Origin of the sequence: Gramella sp. KN1008, assembly GCF_004332155.1 — a bacterium.
GTDB lineage: Bacteria > Bacteroidota > Bacteroidia > Flavobacteriales > Flavobacteriaceae > Christiangramia.
Genome location: NZ_SJDV01000003.1, coordinates 342,345 through 364,167, shown reverse-complemented (window position 1 = coordinate 364,167; position 21,823 = coordinate 342,345). Strand labels below are relative to the sequence as shown.

The 21,823-nt window shown below is 39.7% G+C and carries 18 protein-coding genes and 1 tRNA gene; 9 read left to right on the top strand and 10 right to left on the bottom strand.

Features of this window, described 5'->3' with window-relative positions; all coding sequences use genetic code 11:
- Nucleotides 1-91: 91 nt before the first annotated feature.
- The 3 genes from EZJ28_RS07510 to EZJ28_RS07500 all read right to left on the bottom strand — a co-directional run bounded on the left by EZJ28_RS07510 (nt 92) and on the right by EZJ28_RS07500 (nt 2,110).
- Nucleotides 92-165, bottom strand: a tRNA-His gene (locus EZJ28_RS07510).
- Nucleotides 166-226: 61 nt separating this feature from the next.
- On the bottom strand, nt 227-943 hold the full coding sequence (bshB1, locus tag EZJ28_RS07505; RefSeq protein ID WP_131396461.1) for a bacillithiol biosynthesis deacetylase BshB1: 717 nt from the start codon (nt 941-943) through the stop codon (nt 227-229).
- Nucleotides 944-955: 12 nt separating this feature from the next.
- Nucleotides 956-2,110 (bottom strand): PLP-dependent aspartate aminotransferase family protein, encoded by a 1,155-nt coding sequence (locus EZJ28_RS07500; protein ID WP_131396459.1) that lies wholly within the window; start codon nt 2,108-2,110, stop codon nt 956-958.
- A gap of 179 nt (nt 2,111-2,289) precedes the next feature.
- Here EZJ28_RS07500 and EZJ28_RS07495 point away from each other — a divergent pair, with 179 nt between their 5' ends.
- The 4 genes from EZJ28_RS07495 to EZJ28_RS07480 all read left to right on the top strand — a co-directional run bounded on the left by EZJ28_RS07495 (nt 2,290) and on the right by EZJ28_RS07480 (nt 6,028).
- Nucleotides 2,290-3,336 carry an NAD(P)-dependent alcohol dehydrogenase gene (locus EZJ28_RS07495; protein ID WP_131396457.1) on the top strand — a complete coding sequence of 349 codons (1,047 nt, stop codon included), beginning with the start codon at nt 2,290-2,292 and terminating at the stop codon, nt 3,334-3,336.
- A gap of 1 nt (nt 3,337) precedes the next feature.
- Nucleotides 3,338-3,715 carry a PH domain-containing protein gene (locus EZJ28_RS07490; RefSeq protein ID WP_131396456.1) on the top strand — a complete coding sequence of 126 codons (378 nt, stop codon included), beginning with the start codon at nt 3,338-3,340 and terminating at the stop codon, nt 3,713-3,715.
- An 80-nt stretch (nt 3,716-3,795) separates the two neighbouring features.
- The gene (gene hutI / locus EZJ28_RS07485; RefSeq protein ID WP_131396454.1) at nt 3,796-5,031 is read left to right on the top strand and encodes an imidazolonepropionase; all 1,236 of its coding nucleotides are present in this window, start codon (nt 3,796-3,798) and stop codon (nt 5,029-5,031) included.
- A 1-nt stretch (nt 5,032) separates the two neighbouring features.
- Nucleotides 5,033-6,028 (top strand): formimidoylglutamase, encoded by a 996-nt coding sequence (locus EZJ28_RS07480; protein ID WP_131396453.1) that lies wholly within the window; start codon nt 5,033-5,035, stop codon nt 6,026-6,028.
- 1 nt (nt 6,029) lies between these two features.
- Here the strand turns inward: EZJ28_RS07480 and EZJ28_RS07475 are convergent, their stop codons facing one another.
- Nucleotides 6,030-6,398, bottom strand: a complete 369-nt coding sequence (locus EZJ28_RS07475; RefSeq protein WP_131396451.1) for a DUF1622 domain-containing protein — start codon at nt 6,396-6,398, stop codon at nt 6,030-6,032.
- 6 nt (nt 6,399-6,404) lie between these two features.
- A complete protein-coding gene (gene treF / locus EZJ28_RS07470) occupies nt 6,405-7,958 on the bottom strand; it encodes an alpha,alpha-trehalase TreF (protein WP_131396449.1) in 1,554 nt (517 codons plus the stop codon).
- A gap of 101 nt (nt 7,959-8,059) precedes the next feature.
- On the opposite strand from treF, the gene EZJ28_RS07465 reads away from it, so the two are divergent.
- Nucleotides 8,060-8,518: a GNAT family N-acetyltransferase gene (locus EZJ28_RS07465; protein WP_131396447.1), complete on the top strand. Its 459-nt coding sequence runs from the start codon at nt 8,060-8,062 to the stop codon at nt 8,516-8,518.
- A gap of 305 nt (nt 8,519-8,823) precedes the next feature.
- Here EZJ28_RS07465 and EZJ28_RS07460 read toward each other — a convergent pair whose 3' ends face one another.
- Complete coding sequence (locus EZJ28_RS07460) at nt 8,824-9,039, bottom strand: hypothetical protein (RefSeq protein ID WP_131396445.1); 216 nt, start codon at nt 9,037-9,039, stop codon at nt 8,824-8,826.
- A gap of 1,026 nt (nt 9,040-10,065) precedes the next feature.
- On the opposite strand from EZJ28_RS07460, the gene EZJ28_RS07455 reads away from it, so the two are divergent.
- Nucleotides 10,066-12,621 carry an adenosylcobalamin-dependent ribonucleoside-diphosphate reductase gene (locus EZJ28_RS07455; RefSeq protein ID WP_131396443.1) on the top strand — a complete coding sequence of 852 codons (2,556 nt, stop codon included), beginning with the start codon at nt 10,066-10,068 and terminating at the stop codon, nt 12,619-12,621.
- Between the two features lie 91 nt (nt 12,622-12,712).
- Here EZJ28_RS07455 and EZJ28_RS07450 read toward each other — a convergent pair whose 3' ends face one another.
- Nucleotides 12,713-13,597: a hydroxypyruvate isomerase family protein gene (locus tag EZJ28_RS07450; protein WP_242670086.1), complete on the bottom strand. Its 885-nt coding sequence runs from the start codon at nt 13,595-13,597 to the stop codon at nt 12,713-12,715.
- 197 nt (nt 13,598-13,794) lie between these two features.
- Here EZJ28_RS07450 and galK point away from each other — a divergent pair, with 197 nt between their 5' ends.
- From galK to EZJ28_RS07435, 3 genes are read left to right on the top strand one after another with little or no spacing between them, the layout of a single operon-like run.
- Complete coding sequence (galK, locus tag EZJ28_RS07445; RefSeq protein ID WP_131396439.1) at nt 13,795-14,964, top strand: galactokinase; 1,170 nt, start codon at nt 13,795-13,797, stop codon at nt 14,962-14,964.
- Complete coding sequence (locus EZJ28_RS07440) at nt 14,964-16,007, top strand: UDP-glucose--hexose-1-phosphate uridylyltransferase (protein ID WP_131396437.1); 1,044 nt, start codon at nt 14,964-14,966, stop codon at nt 16,005-16,007. Before galK ends, EZJ28_RS07440 begins: the two co-directional genes overlap by 1 nt.
- Before the next feature lie 5 nt (nt 16,008-16,012).
- Entirely contained in the window at nt 16,013-17,041 is a 1,029-nt protein-coding gene (locus EZJ28_RS07435; protein WP_131396435.1) for a LacI family DNA-binding transcriptional regulator, read from the top strand.
- A gap of 75 nt (nt 17,042-17,116) precedes the next feature.
- On the opposite strand, the gene EZJ28_RS07430 is transcribed toward EZJ28_RS07435, so the two are convergent.
- The 3 genes from EZJ28_RS07430 to EZJ28_RS07420 form a co-directional block, all read right to left on the bottom strand.
- Entirely contained in the window at nt 17,117-18,796 is a 1,680-nt protein-coding gene (locus EZJ28_RS07430; protein WP_131396433.1) for a sodium/sugar symporter, read from the bottom strand.
- 194 nt (nt 18,797-18,990) lie between these two features.
- Nucleotides 18,991-19,995: an aldose epimerase family protein gene (locus tag EZJ28_RS07425; RefSeq protein WP_131396431.1), complete on the bottom strand. Its 1,005-nt coding sequence runs from the start codon at nt 19,993-19,995 to the stop codon at nt 18,991-18,993.
- Nucleotides 19,992-21,821, bottom strand: coding sequence for a DUF885 family protein (locus tag EZJ28_RS07420; protein WP_131396429.1), 1,830 nt, complete (start codon nt 21,819-21,821; stop codon nt 19,992-19,994). Before EZJ28_RS07420 ends, EZJ28_RS07425 begins: the two co-directional genes overlap by 4 nt.
- Nucleotides 21,822-21,823 lie beyond the last annotated feature (2 nt).

Sequence of the window (21,823 nt, the reverse complement as noted above, 5' to 3'; positions counted from 1 at the left end):
CACAGGGTTCAAAAGGTTGCGCGAGATACTCTAAAAGTTTTTAAAACATATAACAAAAAAAGTCCTTCATTTCTGAAGGACTTTACTTTTGGGTGGATGATGGGGTTCGAACCCACGACCTCTGGAACCACAATCCAGCGCTCTAACCAGCTGAGCTACAACCACCATTTGATTAGCGGTTGCAAATGTAAGTTATTTGATCAATTTCGCAAAGAAAAAATTCCATTTAAATAAGGTCAAATACCGAATCTACCGCAACCATTCTCTCAACATTATAGCCTTCAGCATGCTCTGTGTTTATAAGTCTTCCCATATCCCTTGCACGGTAAGTAATGCTATCCAGAAAGTTACTGCTGGAAATGGGTGTTTCAGGCTCTTTACTGTTCTCATCATAGAACTGGGAGGAATAGGCTAAAACAGACGCAACTTTTTTATCTATATAACCTGAGATATCTACCACAAAGTCGGGTTTAAGATTCTTCCACTGTATATAATGGAACACATGTGTTGGCCGCCAGGCTTCCTGTTTCTCTCCGTTAAGTATGGTCTCGATCTTTCTGAGTCCGCTAAGAAAACATGCCTCACTCACCAATTTCGCTCCTTTGCCGTGGTCAATGTGACGGTCTTCTATTGCATTACAAAGAACGATCTCCGGCCGGTATTTTCTTATCATCTTGACCACTTCAAGCTTATGAGCCGTGTTATTTTCGAAAAATGCATCACTGAACTCCAGGTTTTCGCGAACCGTAACCCCCAGTATCTCAGCAGCAGCTTTTGCTTCTTTCTCCCTTATTTCGGCCGTCCCCCTGGTCCCAAGTTCTCCCCGGGTTAGGTCAAGTATACCAACTTTTTTTCCCCTATCCACTTCCTTGGCTATGGTTCCTGAGCAGCTTAACTCTACATCATCGGGATGCGACCCCACTGCCAGTATATCTAATTTCATATAATTATTTTTCTAATTCTTAATTACTTTATTAATAGCCTGCTCCAGGTCTTCTATCAGGTCTTCAGTCTCTTCGATTCCTACCGAAAACCTTAAAAGATTATCCTTAATCCCCTGCTTTTCCCTCTCTTCAGCACTTAATAAGCCATGAGAGGTCTTTGAAGGCAGAAGAATGGTGCTTTCCACTCCTGCAAGGCTCATGGAAGGTTTTATAAGCTCCAGGGATTTCATGAATTCTGAAACATTGATATCCTCGTTCAGTTCAAAAGAAAGCATTCCGCCGTATCCTTTCATTTGCTCTTTTGCCAGTTTATGATCCGGATGATCCTTCAATCCGGGATAATAAACCTTACTTACATCCGAATGAGAATTCAGGTATTCAGCTAATTTCATCGCGTTCTCGTTCTGAGCTTTCACCCTGATGCCCATGGTCTTCAGACTTCTTTCCAGCAACCAGACGGTATAATCACTCAGGCTACCGCCAAAGTTCTTTGCCATTTGAAAAATACGGTCTATATATTCCTTTGAAGAAATTACTGTTCCTGCCAGAATATCACTGTGGCCACCCATATACTTGGTAGCCGAATGTATCACCACATCTATCCCAAAGTCTATGGGATTCTGATTCACGGGTGAGGCAAAGGTATTATCTATCATACTTACAAGACCTTCTTTCTTTGCCAGCTTAGCGACAGCCTTCATGTCAGTAATCCTGAGCAAAGGATTTGAGGGTGTTTCGATATAGATCACCTTGGTATTTTCCTTAAGTTCGGCTTCCAGTGACTCAATTCTCGCGTCTTTGGCAAAGCTATATGCTATCCCAAATTTATCAAATTCCTCGGTCACCAGATTACTGGTTCCCCCGTACAAGGAATCCTGAAATACCACGTGATCGCCAGATCTTAAAAATGCCATCAACGAGGTGCTTACCGCAGCCATTCCGCTTCCGAAGATAAGCGAAGATTCCCCATGTTCCAGCGCTGCCATTTTCCTGGTAAGAGCCACCTGATTAGGTGTATTAAAATAACGAGGATATCGTTTAACCTCTACATCTTCGAACGCATAGGATGTAGACATATATAATGGTGAAACCGCTCCCCTAAACTCCGTGTCTTCCAGCTCTCCAACATGTGTGCAAATAGTATTTATCCCTTTAGGCTTACTCATAAAATTCTGATTTGGAAAATAAGAGCCCTAATGTACTAAGAATTCTGTTAAACTCATTCCTTGGCTTGATCAAGAGAGACGTACTGGTACAATCGTTAATTAAAGTTAAACCTTCCCCATATATAACCGGTCTCCTTTCTATTTTAAGTAACTTCCTATGAAATTAAAAATCCAGAAAGATGAAGAATGTTAACGCTTATGCAGCACAATCAAGTGATGCCAAATTAAAGCCTTTTGATATTGAAAGAAGGGAGATTTTAGCAAATGATGTAAAGATCGAAATAGAATATTGCGGAGTTTGTCACAGTGATATTCATCAAGTTAGAAATGACTGGGGGAATAGTATTTATCCTGTGGTACCGGGCCACGAGATAATTGGGAGAGTAACCGAAGTAGGAAAAGATGTCACAAAATTCAAAAAAGGCGATCTGGTAGGAGTTGGGTGCCTGGTAGATTCTTGCCAGGAATGTGAGTCCTGTAAGGATAACCTGGAACAGTATTGTGAAAATGGAATGGTCCTAACCTATAACGGTGAGGACAAACATCTGGGAGGTCATACTTTTGGAGGATATTCTGAAATGATTGTCGTAAGAGAAAAGTTCGTTTTAAAGATCCCTGAAAACCTGGACACTAAGGCTGTAGCTCCTTTATTATGTGCAGGTATTACAACCTGGTCGCCTTTGCGACAGTGGAATGTAAAGAAAGGAGATAAGGTAGGCGTTATTGGTTTGGGAGGCTTGGGCCATATGGGGATCAAATTTGCAAATGCTCTTGGAGCTCATGTTGTAATGATCACTACTTCTCCATCAAAAGCCGGAGATGCAAAAGCCCTGGGGGCACACGAAGTACTTATTTCTAAGGATGAAGAGCAGATGAAAAAACATCAGGGCAGTTTCGATTTTCTGCTGAACACCGTCCCGGTTGGACATGATACCAATCCATATATCGCTCTATTAAAGAGAGATGCGACCATGGTGCTTGTTGGTGCGATAGATTCGATAGACGTTCATGGCGGCGGACTTGTTATGGGACGAAAAAGAGTGGCCGGCTCCCTGATAGGTGGCATCAAGGAAACCCAGGAAATGCTGGATTTCTGCGGAAAACATAATATAGTTTCAGATATTGAAATGATAGATATTCAGAATATCAATGAAGCCTATGAAAGGGTGGTTAACTCTGATGTGAAATACAGGTTTGTAATAGACATGAAATCAATTAAAAATTAATATGGGCATACTTTCTTCACTCTTAGGAAATGCTGGAGCTATTGAAAAGGAAACGCTCCAGGAAAAATATGGAAAACTCCTAATTCCTTCAGAAGAGATCGAAGCGGGCTTCAAAATATTAAGGGACACCTTCATCTTTACTAACAAGCGTCTAATTCTTGTGGATGTTCAGGGAATTACCGGAAACAAAATCGAATACTTTTCGGTTCTTTATAAGAGCATTACCCGTTTTAGTGTGGAAACGGCCGGCAGTTTTGATCTCGATGCAGAACTCAAAATCTGGATCTCGGGAGAGCAGTCGCCTTCTATTTCCAAACGTTTTAATAAGAAAGTTGATATTTACGAAGTTCAGAAGATACTGGCGCAGTTCACCCTCTGACACAGAATTTCGGACTAATTATGAAGCTTCCAGAATGACTTTTTTATCTTAGCAGACCGATCAAAAAAATTCGAGCTTAAATGAAATTATTATTCTCCAATATAAAGGAATTGCTTCAGGTAAGAGAAGAAAAAATTCTAAAGGTCTCAGGGACCGATATGAAGGAACTTCCTTCGATAAAGAATGCCTGGTTACTGATTGAGGACGACAGGATAGAAGCCTATGATTCCATGGATAATCCACCGGATATTGAAGTTAATGAAAAAATAGATGCTTCGGGAAAGATAATCCTTCCAAGCTGGTGTGACTCGCATACACATATCGTATACGCCGGGAACAGAGAACAGGAATTCGCCGATCGTATAAACGGACTCAGTTATGAGGAGATCGCGAACCGCGGTGGCGGCATTCTGAATAGCGCAAAAACCCTTCAGGAAACTCCGGAAGAAGAAGTCTACAAACAATCGGCTAAAAGATTGGAAGAGGTTATGAAGCTTGGCACGGGTGCCGTTGAGATCAAATCCGGCTACGGACTTACCGAGGAAGCTGAGTTGAAAATGCTGAGAGTGATCAAAAAGCTCAGAGAGAATTATGAATTACCTGTGAAAGCTACTTTCCTTGGCGCTCATGCCATTCCGAAGGATTACAAAGAACGACCGCAGGAATATATGGATCTGGTAATAAATGAGATCTTACCTAAGGTTGCTGAACAGGAGCTTGCGGAATATATCGACATCTTTTGCGAAAAAGGATATTTCACAGTGGAGGATACTCATAAACTGCTAAGCGCGGCAAAAGAATACGGGCTTAAACCAAAGATCCATGTAAACCAGTTCAACGCTATTGGAGGTGTGAAGGCTGGCGTGGAACACAATGCATTAAGCGTAGACCACCTTGAAGTAATGAACGACGAGGATATTGAAATTCTAAAGAATTCAGATACAATGCCTGTCGCCCTCCCCTCCTGCTCCCTATTTCTAAGTATCCCCTATACTCCTGCAAGAAAGATAATGGACGCAGGATTGCCATTAGCCCTCGCTACAGATTTTAATCCGGGAAGTACGCCAAGCGGAAACATGAACCTTGTAGTCTCCCTGGCCTGCATTAAGATGAAGATGACACCTGAAGAGGCGATCAATGCGGCGACTATAAATGGAGCTTATGCAATGGAGCTGAGCGAAAGCCACGGTAGTATCACCAAAGGCAAAAAGGCGAATCTGATCGTCACTAAAGAAATACCTTCTTACACATTTCTGCCTTATGCTTTTGGTACCAATTCTATAGATTCGGTTTATGTAAATGGTAAACTGGTTTAATATGGACGCATTAAAGATCTATAAGCCGGCCAATATTGAAAAACTGATCTCAAAAAGAAAAGGAGAGGTCAAGTTTGGAGAGAAGCTTCAATTCATAAACAATCTGGGCGACCTGGAAAATAATTCGGCCAGATATGTCGTGCTAGGAATTCCGGAAGATATTGGTGTTAGGGCCAATCATGGAAAACCAGGCACTTCCAAAGCCTGGCAATCTTTACTGGCTGCTTTGGCAAACATCCAGGTGAATCGTTTCAATGACCCTGAGAATCTCGTGCTTTTAGGTGAGCTGGACTGTAAAAAATTTATGGATAAAGCCGCCAATATTGACGCAAGTGATCCTAATTATCATATAAAACTGGGAGATCTCATAAAGGAGATCGATCAGTTAGTAGCCGAATTAGTTGAGAAAATAATCTCCTCAGGAAAGATCCCTATCCTTATTGGTGGCGGCCATAATAACGCTTACGGTAACATCAAAGGAGCTGCCAAAGCAACGGGGGATCCGGTGAATGTCATTAATATAGATGCTCATACAGATCTTCGGCAACTGGAACACCGCCATAGTGGGAATGGATTCAGCTACGCCATAGAAGGCCAGTACCTTTGCAAATATGCAGTATTTGGTCTGCACAAAAATTACACTCCTGAATATATTTTTAAGGAGATGGATTTTTCTGAAAATATGAACTATCACCTATTGGAAGACCTGCTTAGGTTCCCCGATGAGATCAACCGGAGATTTAAGGAATGCATAGAGACTATAGACAATTCAAAATTTGGTTTTGAACTGGACTGTGATGCGATTGCCAATTTTCCAAGCAGCGCAAAATCACCTGCCGGATTCTCTGTGAATCAGATCCGGAATTTCATCAGCATGGCATCCAAAAATAAGAACTGCTGTTATTTTCATATCTGTGAAGCAGCCCCAGACGAAACCAGTGCCGTGCAGATAGGAAAAACCCTGTCCTATTTTATCAGTGATTTTATCTCTGAATAATTCATGATTTATGATCAATATGGTCATTTTCGGTTTTGGTTTGCCAGGGAAAACGACCTTCGATTTCCAGTTCAATAGAAAGACTTAGAAATGTTCTTATTAGTACAATAACTCCCAGGATTAATACCTTATCCATGGTAGGCTCGGTAACTACGGTCGCAATTATATCGGCCGCAACGAGAATTTCAAGACCCAGCAAGATGCCTTTTCCTAATTCCTGCCTTAAAAGTTTATATGATCTATGCGCGGATTTCTGACGCACCGCTATATATTTTACAAGAGCTATTATAGTTCCTATTACTATAGTGAGGACTCCTGCAACCTCGATAATTTTCGCAGCATATTCTATATATAATTCTATATTTTCCATATAAGTTTATTCTGAAGATAATTTCTGATAAACCCCATTTGTCCAGCCAAAACCATCCTGGGTGGGGTATTCTCCTCCTCCGCTCTCTTTGGAGAGGTCTTCTACATTATATTTTTCAAGCATTTTATAGGTTCGCTGGTAAACATCCTTATTCAGTTTTAGCCAGCGGGAACTTATTTCTGAAGCCAGTTCGTTACGGCCATAATTCCGAAGGCCTTCAATGGCCAGCCACTGTAAAGGAGCCCAGCCATTAGGAGCATCCCATTGTTCTCCTGTATTATAAGGACTCGTGACCACTCCCCCCGGCTGAAGAAATACCTCTTCAATTTTAGCAGCGACCAGATCTGCCTGCTGCTGATTTGCGATTTCGAAGAAAAGAGGGTAAACACCGGCGAGTGAAAAACGCTCGGTCATCTCATTTTCCCTGAAATTATAATCCAGAAAATAGCCGGCTTCCCCATTCCAGTGATATTTAATAATTGCCTTTTTCCTGGATTCAGCCTTTTTCCTGAATTCATTCGCTTTAGATTCATCACCGGTTAAATCGGCTGCCTGGGCAATTGTCATTTCAAGATTATATAGCAAAGAATTAAGGTCTACCGGGATAATATCCGTAGTATGAATTGTTGAAAGATCAAATTTTCCATTTTCATCTTTATTCAACCAGCGGCTTGAAAAATCCCAACCCGATTCGGCTCCGGCTCGGAGGTTCCGGTATACTTCTTCTTTTGTTCGATCGGGGTTTTTAACAACGGCTTTTTCTGGGATCTCTCCATCTTTCATCTTCACAACTCTGCGAAATGCATTCTCATTTAATTCAGTTGAACCATCCATCCAGAAATTATATTCCCTTTCGAGTTCCGGAAGATAATCAGAAAGAACCTTCTCGCCCTCAGCTTCAGCCAGAACCTTTACCATCATAGCAAAGAATGGTGGCTGTGAACGCCCCAGATAATAAGTACGGTTTCCATTAGGGATGAATCCATACTCATTGATAAGATATGCGAAATTATCTACCATATTCCTTATCGTTTCAATTTCACCATCCTCCATCAGCCCAAGCATGGTAAAATAACTATCCCAGTAATATATTTCTCTAAAACGGCCGCCGGGAACTATATACGGGTTAGGAAGAGGAATCAGAGTTCCCGAGATCCTATCATCAGCAGGTCTTTTTAATACACCCCATAATTTTCTGATATGGAGTTTAATTGATGAAGAATCGGTTTTGAATTCAAAATCATTTCCAGGAACCACAAAATGCTGATCTATAAATTCCGAAATGGATTCTGCGGTGGTATCATCAAGCATATTGTAGCGTTGCCTTATGAGTCCCACATTATACTGAGGGACCACATCAACAAAAGTTTTACTATCATCATAGAGTTCCTTTGTTTGCGCATCGAAAAAAAGATCTCCGTACAGCTCATCGGGTGGCAGGATCTCCACCTCCCCTTCTAGAGCCTTTAACTCCTGGTCTGGTTCGGGACCTATCTTACAGGAAAGAAATAAAAGAATTAAGAATAGGTGACCCAATTTATACCAGATTACATTTTTCATCGAATGAAAATTTTAAGATCCATAAATATAAGTGAATTTAGATTTTCCCTAAACTGCGACATAATTAAACGGAATTTCTAATTTTACTCAAAAACTAGCAAATGGAAATAATATCCTGGCAACCAGAATATGCTGAAGAATTTAAAAACATGAATCTTCAATGGCTTGAGGAGTTTTTCTGGGTTGAACCACATGACGAGGAAGTACTCGGGGATCCGGAAAAATTTATTATTAACCCTGGTGGTAATATTCTCTTTGTAAAGGAAGGAAATGATATATTGGGCTGCGTGGCTCTAATGCGGATGGAGGATGATGTTTTTGAGCTTACAAAAATGGCGGTAAAGCCTGAATGCCGGGGGCAGAAAATAGGACAAAAACTCATGAGACACACCCTGGATTTTGCAAAAAAGATGAATTGGAAAAAATTGATTATCTATTCCAATCGAAAATTGGAAAACGCCATCCATCTCTACAAAAAATATGGTTTTGAAGAAATTCCAATAGAAGATAATGGCCCTTATTCCCGTGGGGACATTAAAATGCGCTTAAACCTTTCTTAAAATACAGGAGATAAAAATATAGAAGTGGAATTGACGGATTGGTACCCCGAGGAATAATAAAATTAAAGCTGCCCTCCTAGAAGTATCAGTGCGAGGAATCGTAAAAACTTTGTGTTGGCTAATTCAAATTTAATAGTATTTCAGCGCAAATATGCCACAGAGAGCAGCTATAATATATTCAATAATTTACAATTTAAATAATTTATCATATATCTTTTTAACATTTTTGGCATAATGAATAATTATTTTTTAACTAAAAATAGTATTTTTTATCATTTTATAATTAAAATTATAAAAGTTAAGGTTTAAACCTCACAACACTCAGACCGTATCGAGCATTTAGTAAGTTTAGCATCACCCTTAAACTGAACATGATGAACCCTGTATCTAAAAAATTTTTCGGCTCCATAATTCTCACCAACAGCCTGAATTCCAGCTTTTCTATCCACAGGCGCTATTGAAACTTTTACCGCTACAGAAATCATTATTAAAGCAAAAAGTAATATTTGAATTTTCTTCATCCTGATTCATTTTTTGGCTTACATATAAAAGACGAACCTTTTTAATAATAGTTACACCAAACCCGAACCATAAAATACTATCAATCAACTACTAAACAATAATAATTTAACGTTAGAATAATTAAAGTAGTATAAAATGGATAATGAAAATCTAATTAAAATTATCTGCTGGGAGAGATCGCAGGAACCAACCACTCTTGCCCAATGAAATAAAGATTAAAAAAAATAGTCCGATGCATCCCCCCTCTATCAAAACTTGAGGCCTCTGACAAGAACACCCCTCTTTTTTTAGCTTTAAAGCACCCCTCAAAATTGTACTCAAACCACTTTTTTACTTCGACCTTAGGAACGCTGATCTCAAGGATGAATTATAAGCCATATTGCGCTCCGTAAGAGCATTGTAGCCGGAGATTCTAAACCGGTATACGCGGATTACACTATTGATTTTATGAAAATTTTATGAAAAAATTCTGTCTACGTACAAATCCCGGATTAATTATATATATTAGCATCACAAATGGTGCAAATAATGCACTGGAAGTTCTACTAAAATAATGTTACCCTGGTGAATTGCAGCGGTAACTCAACATATAACCCTACCTCCAATGAAAATGGGGCGATGATCATAGCACCAACTAATATATGTGATATGGTCTGTAACAAAATAAACGCTTTTATTTTTGAATTTTCATAGGTGTTAATTCAAGAAGGCTCCGCAGTTTGCGGAGCCTCTTTTTTTGATAACCCTTCTATCTTTTAGCTCTACCATAGAATTACCAGGTTCTTCTTGTTTTTTCATGTTTAAATACCCAGTACAATCCTCGGAACTCAAATTCAAACAGAAAAACATAAGTTTTTAATATTTGTCAACTTTTAATTGTTAGTAATTTTTTACTTAATTGATTATTAGATAATTAACAATTTTTTCTTGATAACTTTTTCTAAACGATTTGTTAATTGTCTCATTTCTTTGCTTAGATTTACACTGCTCGAATAACGAATTTCTAACCTAAAAATCTCATTTATATGCCTGTACAAGAAAAACCAGTCGTTCCAAAAATCTATACCCAGGAGCAGGCTTATGAAGCATCACTTAAATATTTTAAAGGAGATGATCTTGCTGCAAGGGTTTGGGTAAATAAATATGCCCTAAAAGATTCCAAAGGGAATATCTATGAACTTACCCCGGACGATATGCATAGACGTATCGCAAAGGAAATTGCCAGGATTGAAAAGAAATATCCTAATCCAATGAGTGAAGATGAAGTTTTTGACCTTATCAAGAACTTTAAATACATAGTCCCACAGGGAAGTCCCATGGCGGGAATTGGAAATCCATACCAGGTAGGCTCACTTTCCAATTGCTTTGTGATTGGAAACGATGGTGATTCTGATTCTTACGGCGGAATAATGAAGATAGACCAGGAACAGGTACAGTTAATGAAACGCCGGGGCGGTGTGGGACATGATCTTTCCCATATACGACCAAAAGGTTCTGCAGTAAAAAATTCGGCACTTACTTCTACAGGGATTGTTCCTTTTATGGAACGTTATTCAAATTCCACAAGAGAGGTTGCGCAGGATGGTCGTCGCGGCGCATTGATGCTATCAGTATCCATTAACCATCCAGATTCGGAGGATTTCATAGATGCCAAAATGGAACAGGGCAAGGTAACAGGTGCAAATGTTTCGGTTAGAATAGATGATGAGTTCATGAAAGCTGTTAAAAATAACAGTAATTACACTCAAAAATATCCGGTTTTTAGTCAAAACCCTAAGTTTTCAAAAGAGATACAGGCAGAAAAACTATGGAAGAAGATCGTTCACAACGCATGGCAATCTGCCGAGCCCGGAATCCTTTTCTGGGATACGGTGATCAATGAGTCGGTACCAGATTGTTATGCAGATCTTGGATACAAAACGGTTTCCACTAACCCTTGTGGAGAAATACCATTATGCCCATACGACTCCTGTCGCTTGCTAGCGATCAATCTTTACTCATATGTTGAGAACCCATTCACCGAAAATGCGAAATTCAACTATGAGCTTTTCAAAAAGCATATTGGTGCAGCCCAGAGAATTATGGATGACATCATTGATCTTGAATTGGAAAAGATAGACAATATTCTTTCAAAGATCGATGCCGATCCTGAAAATGAAGAGATCAAAGCAGTAGAAAAGAATCTTTGGCTGAACATCCGTAAAAAGGCCTATGAAGGGCGTAGAACAGGAATCGGAATTACCGCAGAAGGAGATATGCTCGCAGGCCTTGGTATAAAATACGGAAGCAAGGAAGGAATCGATTTTTCAGTAGATGTCCATAAGAATATTACTCTTGCTGCTTACCGGGCTTCCGTTGAAACTGCAAAGGAAAGAGGCGCTTTTTCTATCTATGATTCCGACAGAGAAAAAGATAATCCTCTTATCAACAGAATAAAGGAGGCAGACGAAAAGCTTTATTATGACATGATGGAACATGGTAGAAGGAATATCGCACTTCTTACCATTGCTCCTACCGGTACTACAAGCCTTATGACCCAAACGACTTCAGGAATAGAGCCTGTTTTCCTGCCGGTTTATAAAAGAAGAAGAAAGGTAAATCCCAATGATAAGGATGCCAGGGTAGATTTTGTGGATGAAGTTGGTGATTCCTGGGAAGAATATGTGGTATTCCACCATAGATTCAAAGAATGGATGAAAGCCAAGGGCCATGATACCGAAAAGAACTATTCTCAGGAAGAACTGGACAAACTCGTTAAAATGTCACCTTACTATCAGGCTACTTCTAATGATGTGGACTGGTTAAGTAAAGTTAAAATGCAGGGTGCAGTTCAAAAATGGATAGATCATTCCATTAGTGTAACCATCAATCTCCCTAATGATGTGGATGAAGACCTGGTTGGCAAACTATATATGGAAGCCTGGGAAGCCGGCTGTAAAGGAGTAACGGTTTACCGTGACGGTTCAAGATCTGGAGTTCTAATTTCCAATGAAGAGAAAAAAGAAGAAGAGGCTGAAGAAAGTACTGGGGCATTTCCATTAAAAAGGCCACAAACCTTAACCGCAGATGTGGTTCGCTTCCAGAACAATAAGGATAAATGGATCGCTTTCATTGGACTCGTAGACGGAAGGCCTTATGAGATCTTTACCGGTTTTGCTGATGATGAAGAAGGTATTCTACTTCCTCGCTGGGTAAATGAAGGACTTATCATTAAGAACAGGGATGAAGATGGGACTTCCCGCTATGATTTCCAGTATGAGAATAAAAGAGGATATAAAACCACGATTGAGGGACTCTCTCATAAGTTCAATCCGGAATACTGGAATTATGCGAAACTGATCTCAAGTACACTTCGCCATGGAATGTCCATAGACAAGGTCGTAGATCTTATTAATAGTCTGCAACTGGATAGCGAATCTATCAACACCTGGAAGAATGGTGTGGTAAGGGCTCTTAAGCGTTATATCGCCGATGGCACGTTAGCGAAGAAAGAAAAATGTAATAATTGTAATTCCTCAAATCTGATATACCAGGAAGGATGCTTAACCTGTAAGGACTGCGGTTCTTCGAAATGTGGTTAATTTCTGTTATAACTGCAAAAAAGGTCCCGTTAAAACGGGACCTTTTTTGATTTATAAAACGGGAATGATCCATTAAGATATTCCTTTCCGGCTAAATATCACAAATCCTAATACCTTCACGAAGAGCAGATAGTTTATCATCGTATGTAGGAATGAATTCCTGAGCTACAAAACCATCGAAGCCGGTCTCATAGATCGCCTCCATGATAGCAGGATAATTAAGCTCCTGAGAATCATTTATCTCATTCCTTCCTGGCACGCCACCAGTATGATAGTGATTTATATATTTATGATTATCACGAATGGTTCTTATCACATCTCCTTCCATGATCTGCATATGGTAAATATCGTAAAGCAATTTAAAGTTAGGTTTGTCCAAAGCCTTTGCTAAAGCCACTCCCCACTCGGTACGATCACACATATAATCGTCATGATCTACTTTACTGTTAAGCAATTCCATTACCAGATTGACATTTAACTCTTCCGCATATTCGAGTAATGGAGTAAGCCCAATAACACAATTCTCAATTCCGGTTTCATTATCCATTCCATTCCGGTTTCCGGAAAAACAGATAACATTTTTGATCTTGTGTTCTGAAGCCTTTTTTATTAAACCCTTATAATCTTTCTGCAATTTTTCATGATTTGCAGGATTATTAAAACCCTCTGTTATATTAGCAAACGTATCTGTTGCCATAGAACAAACCAAACCTTCTTTTTCCACGACCTCCCATTCTGACGGTTTCAAAAGATCTATTGCTTTTATACCCATTTCAGCACAGGCTTTAGCGAATTCCTGCAATGGAATATCCTGATAACACCACCTGCAAACAGAATGGTTTATTTTAGATTTATGAGGTGGATTGATTCCGTATTCATTTTCCTTTGATTCTGATGCAAATATTTTTGGAACTCCGGCAAGGCTAACAATTCCGGCACCAAGGCCAAGGTTTTTTAATAGATTACGTCTGTTCATCGCGATGGATATATAAATTATCTTGTTAAAAATAGTAATAAACGTAAAAAGAACAATTAATAATTGAAAATTAACTATATTATCTGTTTACCTAAATACTAACCCATCAATTAATCTTCAAATAAATTAATTTTTTTTCTTAAAAAGATTAACGTAATTTTTACATTTATTATATTTGAAAACTAAAAGAATTAAAATTGACGAATATTAGAAGCTTTAAAAACCGACCTGATCTTTACGAGAATTTCAAATCTGAGGTCTCTGTTCAATCACCTGGAAGAATAAACCTTATTGGTGAACATACCGATTATAATGGCGGATTTGTACTTCCAAGTGCGATTGATAAGTACATCAGTATGGAATTTCGTAAAAATGATACCGAAAATTTCTGCCGGCTTTACAGTGAGACATTTAAGACCGGTTTTGAATTCCAGCTGGATAAAGACTTTTCAAAAGCTGAAGGCTGGGAAAATTATGTTCTTGGAGTCGTAGATCAGATCCAGAAAATGGGTAAAAAAATTGAAGGTTTTGAATGTATAATTGATAGTAAACTTCCGGTGGGCGCAGGTATTAGCTCTTCTGCTGCACTGGAATGTGGTATCGCCAGTGGTTTGAATGAACTATTCGACCTTGGCCTGAGCGCTCTCGAAATCGTAAAACTTTCTCAGAAGGCAGAGAATGAATTTGTGGGCTCCAATTGTGGAATCATGGATCAGTATTCTTCAGTAATGAGCAGGAAAGATCATTTGATCATGCTGGATTGTGACAACCTGGATGCTGAATATATCCCCGCCGATTTTGACGACTGTAAATTATTACTACTTAACACGAATGTTTCTCATAACCTTGCGGACAGTGAATATAACACTAGACGTGAAGAATGTGAGACAGCTGTTAAAATAATTCAAAAAGATCATCCCGATGTAGATACACTCAGAGATGTTGACTTTACCACCCTCGAGAAATATAAAGATAAGCTAACCCCCACCATTTATCAGAGATGTATATATGTTCTGGAAGAAAATGAAAGGGTTCTTAATGCTGCCAGAACCTTAAAAGCAGGGAAGCTAAAAGAGTTTGGTGAACTGATGTATGCTTCTCACGAAGGCCTGCAACATAAGTATGAAGTTAGTTGCCCAGAGCTTGATTTCCTTGTTGACTATTCCCGGGATAAGGACTTTATATATGGTTCAAGAATGATGGGAGGCGGCTTTGGAGGTTGCACTTTAAACCTGATTGAACAGGACAAAATAGATTCGTATGTTGAAGAAGTGTCTGCAGCCTACTTTGAAAGATTCAATATTAAATTAGATGCTATAAGTGTTTTCCCGAACGTAGGTACTCAAATTACAAAAACGATAAGATAATGAATACCGAACTAAATAATACTCCCCATAGACGTTATAACATCCTAACCGGAGAATGGATACTCGTATCTCCTCACCGTACAAAGCGACCATGGCAGGGAAAGACTGAAGAAAGTAAAAAGGAGAAAAAGGAAACCTATGATCCATCCTGTTACCTCTGTCCAGGCAATACGCGGGCAAGTGGAGATACCAATCCTGATTATAAGGAACCTTTTAGCTTTGTAAATGATTTTTCATCCCTGCTGCCGGATTCTCCGGAGATCGATTTTGAGGAAGGCCTGCTTAAGGCTGAAAGTGAAAAAGGGATCTGCAAGGTAGTATGCTTTTCACCTGATCACTCCCTCACCTTGCCTTTAATGGAAGAGGAAGATATCACCAAGGTAATCCAAATGTGGAAGAAAGAATATAAAGAATTGGGTGGAAAAAAAGAAATCAATTATGTACAGATCTTTGAAAATAAAGGTGCGATAATGGGATGCAGCAATCCGCATCCACATGGGCAGATCTGGTCACAATCTTCCATCCCTACCGAAGTTCTCAAAAAATCGTCCAGATTCAAGGAATACTGGGAAGAAAATGGTTCCAGCCTCTTGGGTGATTACCTGGAACAGGAATTAAAGGCGGGCGAAAGAATACTTGAAGAAAATGGACATTTTGTGGCTTTAGTACCATACTGGGCGGTCTGGCCATTTGAAGCGATGATCGTCCCAAAAAGACATCTTCAGCATATTGGTCAGTTAAACTCAGAAGAAGAAAAGGCATATGCCCAAATTCTGAAAAAACTGACCATCAAATATGACAATCTCTTTGAGACAAGTTTTCCATATTCCTCAGGAATTCATCAAATTCCTACTAATGGAAAGGAATATCCCGAGTGGCATTTTCATATGAGCTTTTATCCTCCCTTACTCAGATCGGCTACGGTAAAAAAATTCATGGTCGGATATGAAATGTTTGCGGGTCCACAGAGAGATATAACTGCAGAGCAGGCGGCAAAACGATTGAATGAACTTTCAGATATTCATTATCTAAAGAAGGAATAAAAAGAATGGAAAACAGGATAACCCTAAAGGAACTGGCCAAATTACTGAATGTATCTATCAGCACCGTTTCAAAAGCCCTGAACGACAGCCCTGAGATAAGTCCCCAGACTCAAAAAAGAGTAAAGGAACTGGCTGCTCTGCATCATTATGTTCCAAATATGCTGGCACAAAATCTAAAAACCAGACATACCAGGACCATAGGTGTTATCATTCCGGCCATACTTCCGCATTTCTTCGCTGAAGCCCTTCATGGTATAGAAACAAAAGCCAGCGAACTCGGTTATCGCATTATAATATGCATATCTAACGAATGTATCCAAAAGGAAGCCGAAAGTGTTCAAACTCTTATAAAGGGTCAGGTAGATGGGCTCATAATGTCACTTTCACAGGAAACTCAGGCGAGAATGGAAATAGAGCATTTAAAGCCTATATTCAGCCGTAAAGTACCTTTCGTGTTATTTGATCGAGTTCTAAAACAAATCGAATGCGATAAGGTCAGTATAAATGACTCTCTACAGGCTGAACAGGCTACCGTGGCACTTCTGAATTCGGGATGTAAGAGGGTAGCCTACTTTTCGGGAATTTCAGACACGAGCGTAGATACTGAAAGAAAGAAAGGATACCTGGAGGCAGTAAAAAACTATGGTGTATCACAAAAAATGGTAGATTTTGATCCCAAAAATTTCCCCGATGAAAAATTAAAAGATCTTCTTCAAAATAAGAAGATTGATGGAATTATTGCCTCCGATGAACTGGGTGCCATTCTGGTTATGAAAAGTGCTTTGAATTCCGGTTTCAGGATCCCAGAAGATCTGTCTGTTATAGGCTTCACTAATGGTTTGATGAGCGAACATTTCAGGCCTTCACTCAGCACGGTAGACCAGCATGCCGAAGAACAGGGAAAACTTGCCCTGGAGACTATGGTAGACCGGATTGAGGGAAAACTACCTCCCGAACCTATAGTGTATAAGCTGGAGACTTCAATTATTCATCGAAATTCCACTAGGCATAAAGCCTTACAGCCTGTTAATTAAAAAGTTTAGATTCCTGATATATAAAAAATCCCGAAGCACAGCTTCGGGATTTCTTTTTTATAATGACTATTCTTCTTACCAGAACATCGCATAAAGCATTACGAGGATCAATATGATCGCAAAGCTGCAAATATTGAATACAGGTCCTGTTTTAAATAAACCTGGTGTAAGCTTGATAGACTTCTCCTGGATCTTTCCGCCTGTCTCAAGGTAACTGATAAGCACCATCACTAACATGGTTAAGATCCATGTTGCCATCATCTGGTGCATAAACGGCCAGTTAATAAAGATGACAGAATCACTCCATCCATTAGGTGCTACTTTAAAGTAAAAGGCGATTGGTATGGATATGAGAACACCCCAGATGGCTGCTTTGTTAGTAGTTTTTCTCCAGAACAGACCAAGCATAAACACAGCCAGGATACCCGGACTAACCACTCCTGTATATTCCTGGATATACTGGAATACCTGTCCCAGATTCTTCAATTGTGGCGCCAGAATAATTGCAATTACTAATGAAATAGCAGCAGTTATTCTACCAATATTCACTAGTTTTCTTTCCGAACCACCTTTTTTATGGAAGAATGGCTTATATATATCCATGGTAAAGATCGTAGCCGTAGAGTTAAGCATAGAAGCCAGAGAAGAAACAATCGCAGCAGCCAGGGCAGCAAGTACAAGCCCTTTTAATCCGGCTGGTACGAACTCTTTAATTAACCATGGAGCAGCATTGTCATTAATTACGCTTCCACTACTGCTAAAGAAGGAAGGATCGGCGACTCCAGACACTATATTCCCACTCGGATCTGCATTCATTACAAACGCAATAATCCCAGGAATTACAATAATCAAAGGAATAAGTAGTTTCAGAAAACCCGCCAGCACGATACCCTTCTGGGATTCCCTTAAACTTTTAGCGGCAAGGGTTCTTTGTATGATATACTGGTTGAAACCCCAGTAATACAGGTTTGCTACCCACATACCTCCTATTAGAACCGCCAGACCGGGAAGATCCCACCAGGCATCCTTTCCATTAGGGGTTATAATCTCTCCTTTATCAAGTATCATTGAGAATTTTTCCGGAACCTCTTCATATATCTTAACCATTCCGTTAATGATATTACCATCGTCAGAAACATGACCTAGCGCTATAACTGTGGTGATCAAACCACCCGCTACAAGAAGTACTACCTGCACAACATCGGTCCAGGCCACAGCAGAGAGTCCACCGTACAAGGAGTATGCGGCTGCAAAAAGAGCAAGGCCTAAAATGCTTTCCATGAAAATGGAACCGTCACCTGTTCCAATAATAGTATCGAGTGCTGTAGCACCAAGATATAACACGGAAGTAAGATTAACGAATATGAAAAGACAGATCCAGAAAACCGCAAGAATGGTCTTGAGATTTTCACTATATCGTACCTCGATAAATTCCGGAATTGTATAGAGTTTCTTTTCAATGAAAATGGGCAGGAAATATTTACCCACGATGATAAGCGTTAAAGCCGCCATCCATTCATATGAAGCGATAGCCAGTCCCAGGGCAAATCCGGATCCGGACATCCCAATAAACTGTTCCGCCGAAATGTTCGCTGCAATAAGCGATGCTCCAATTGCCCACCAGGGCAGCGATTTACTCGCAAGGAAATAGTCTTCTGAAGTATTTCCTTTCCCTCGTGACATCCAAAGTCCAACTCCCATTATAACCAGGGCATAGGCAATAAAGACTATAACATCCAGTAATTCAAATTCCATATTAAAAGATTAGTTTAAAGTTGTTAAATAGTTAGTTATGAAATCCTTACCCCCAAGAAGACTTTTCCTTTCCCACCAGATATTATTTTAATTTTTATATCTCCAGAGTGGTTTAAATTGAAGTCATAAGGTTTTCTTAAAATTTCGGTTAAATATAGAATTATAATCCTGAAACGTAAAAGCTACGTTTACATTTATTCGCTTTTATTTACAGTAAATGAGAAAACGATCTCATTTTCATACAATTCTCCGGGTTTTAAAATACTGGATGGAAAATTACGAAAGTTAGGCGCATCAGGATAATTTTGTGCTTCCATGGCCACCGCCGGATATTTCCGGTCAATTTTACTGGAATAATTCCACTTATCCGGCAGAGTTTCGGGTGAATAGATCACCAGTACCGGTTGGTTACTACTCACTCTCATTTTAATACCACTAAGTGGAGCAAATAACTGCGCCTGAACTTCATTTTCCATTACATCAAGTACATATATATCGTCTAGTTCCCTATTCCCCAACAAACGGTTTTCCCGATAATCCTTCAGGTTCTTTTTTAGTTTTATGAGATTCCCTGTGGGTAAATTCTTTTCATCAAGTTCAAGTATCTTTGATGCATTCACTTGCATGAAGTGATCGCTCACACTTCCCCCTCCATTCAAGTTGAAATATGAATGGTTGGTAATATTCACTATAGTTTCCCGGTCAGTTTTAGCCTGATAGGAAATCTTTATCTGGTTATCCTCCGTCAGGGTAAATTTTGCAGTCACTTTTAATCTTCCCGGATAGCCCTCCTCCAGATGCTCACTGATATAGAAAAGAGTTACAGAGGGGTTTTCGTCCTGCTCGACCTTTTCTACTTCCCATAACTTATACTGAAAACCGTTCTCACCCCCGTGAAGATGAACTCCATTTTCCTCAAAGAGCTGATATTCCTTTTCTGCAATACTGAATTTCCCATCGGAGATCCTTCCCGCGAACCGGCCCACACTGGCTCCAAAGCATTTATTTTCGTTTTTATAATCGGCGCTGATATAATCTTCGGGATTTTGTGGCCCAACTACCAGATCTATCAATTCCTGCCGGTTGTTGTATATTTTAAATCCAAAGATTGCAGCTCCATAATTAAGAATCTGCAAACGACTTTTTTCTCCATTTACCAGCTCAATGATCTTGAGATCGGATTTTTGAATTTCGCTCAATTTAATTTGCTTTTGGATTTGATCCAGGCCTCTACCTGTGATTCTAAAATATTTAAAGGCATAGCCCCGTTGGTCAATACAACATCATGGAATTCCTTGATATCAAAATCATGACCGAGTCTTTCTGTAGCATTTTCCCTTAGTTCCAGAATTTTATTCATCCCTATTTTATAGGCTGTAGCCTGGCCTGGCATTACTATATGTCTTTCTACCATTTTCACACATGCGCTTTCAGCGGCTGGAGTATTCTCTTTGTAATAGTCTATACCTTCCTGTCTCGTCCATTTCTTTGCATGTATACCCGTATCTACCACCAGACGGCAGGAACGCCATAATTCCATTGCAAGCCGTCCGAAATCGGAATAGGGATCCTTATAATATCCTATTTCCTTAGGAACAAATTCACTATACAAGCCCCATCCTTCCACATAAGCGGGATAAAAGCTGAACTTTCTGAATTCAGGAATACTATCCACTTCCTGGGCAATAGCGATCTGCATATGATGACCGGGAATACCTTCATGATAGGCCAATGCCTCCATTTCGTATTTGGGCATAGCTTCCATATCAAATAAATTGGCATAATAAGTTCCAGGTCGCGAACCATCAAGTGCAGGTTCCTGGTAAAAAGCCTTTCCGGCACTTTTCTCCCTGAAAGGCTCCACTGCTTTTACCACAACCTCGGCTTCAGGCATGGTGTTGAATAACTTTGGAAGCTCAGTCTTCATTTTATTGATAATATCTTTAGCCTTATTAAGGTATGCCGTTTTTCCCTGTTCAGAGTTTTCATAATAGAACTGTTCATCTGTCTTCATGAACTCAAAGAAATCCTGCAATGATCCTTCAAAGCCAACCTCAGCCATGATTTCTTCCATCTCCGCATGTATTCGGGCTACTTCGCTTAACCCTATATCGTGGATCTCATCTGCCGTTAAACCAGTAGTAGTCATACGTGTTAAAGCATTATTATAAAACTCCCCTCCTTTGGGTAACTTCCAGACGCCAGCTTCTTCTGTTGCTCTTTGCTGCTGATTTTCCAGAAAGGCTATCAGGCTCTCATAGGCCGGTTGAACATGATCCACGAGCGCATTTTCTGCTTCCGCTATAAGCCTGCGCTCTTCTTCCTGGGAGATCCCGAGTTTTTCAATCTTGGATTTGAAGTCTTCCAGCAGCGTACTGGGATTCTCAGACTTCATAAATGGCTTACCTTTTATGATATTACGGGAAGCATCCAGACTTCTGTCAAAAACGAATTTAGGAGGTACGATCCCATTCTGTTCTCGTAACTTGAGCTGTTCTATGATATCATTCATAGCCTTTTCAATCCCCACAAGTCTTGAAATATAAGCCTCAGCATCGGGTATCGAATCTATTCGATGCATATTTATCAAAAAGGCTGGCAGTTCCGTATGATAGCCATGCATCTGATTTATAGGATAATTATAGAAACGGTATTTATAATCGTCAATTTCATTCTGAACCTGTTGGTGATACAACTGGTAGCTTAATCTGGTTTCCTCGTTTAGAGCAGAGGTATCCACCTTCTCCAGGTACTCCATTCGCTTTTTGGCCTGCTCGAGGTCTTCGGTGTATTTAAGACTGGAAAAATCGTCCCATTTACCATAATCGGTCTTCATTCCTCTTCGCGTTTGCGTCATGGGGGATTCTTCGATTTCCTTATGAAATTCTGTTTCGAAGAATTCATTCAATTCAGCTGAAGCTTTTTCCATTTCAGCCTGGGTATAGCTTCTCTTCCCTTTATCCTGCGCACATGAAAAAATTATCAGTGCCGGAAGTATCAATATGATTTTAAAATAAGGTTTCATGC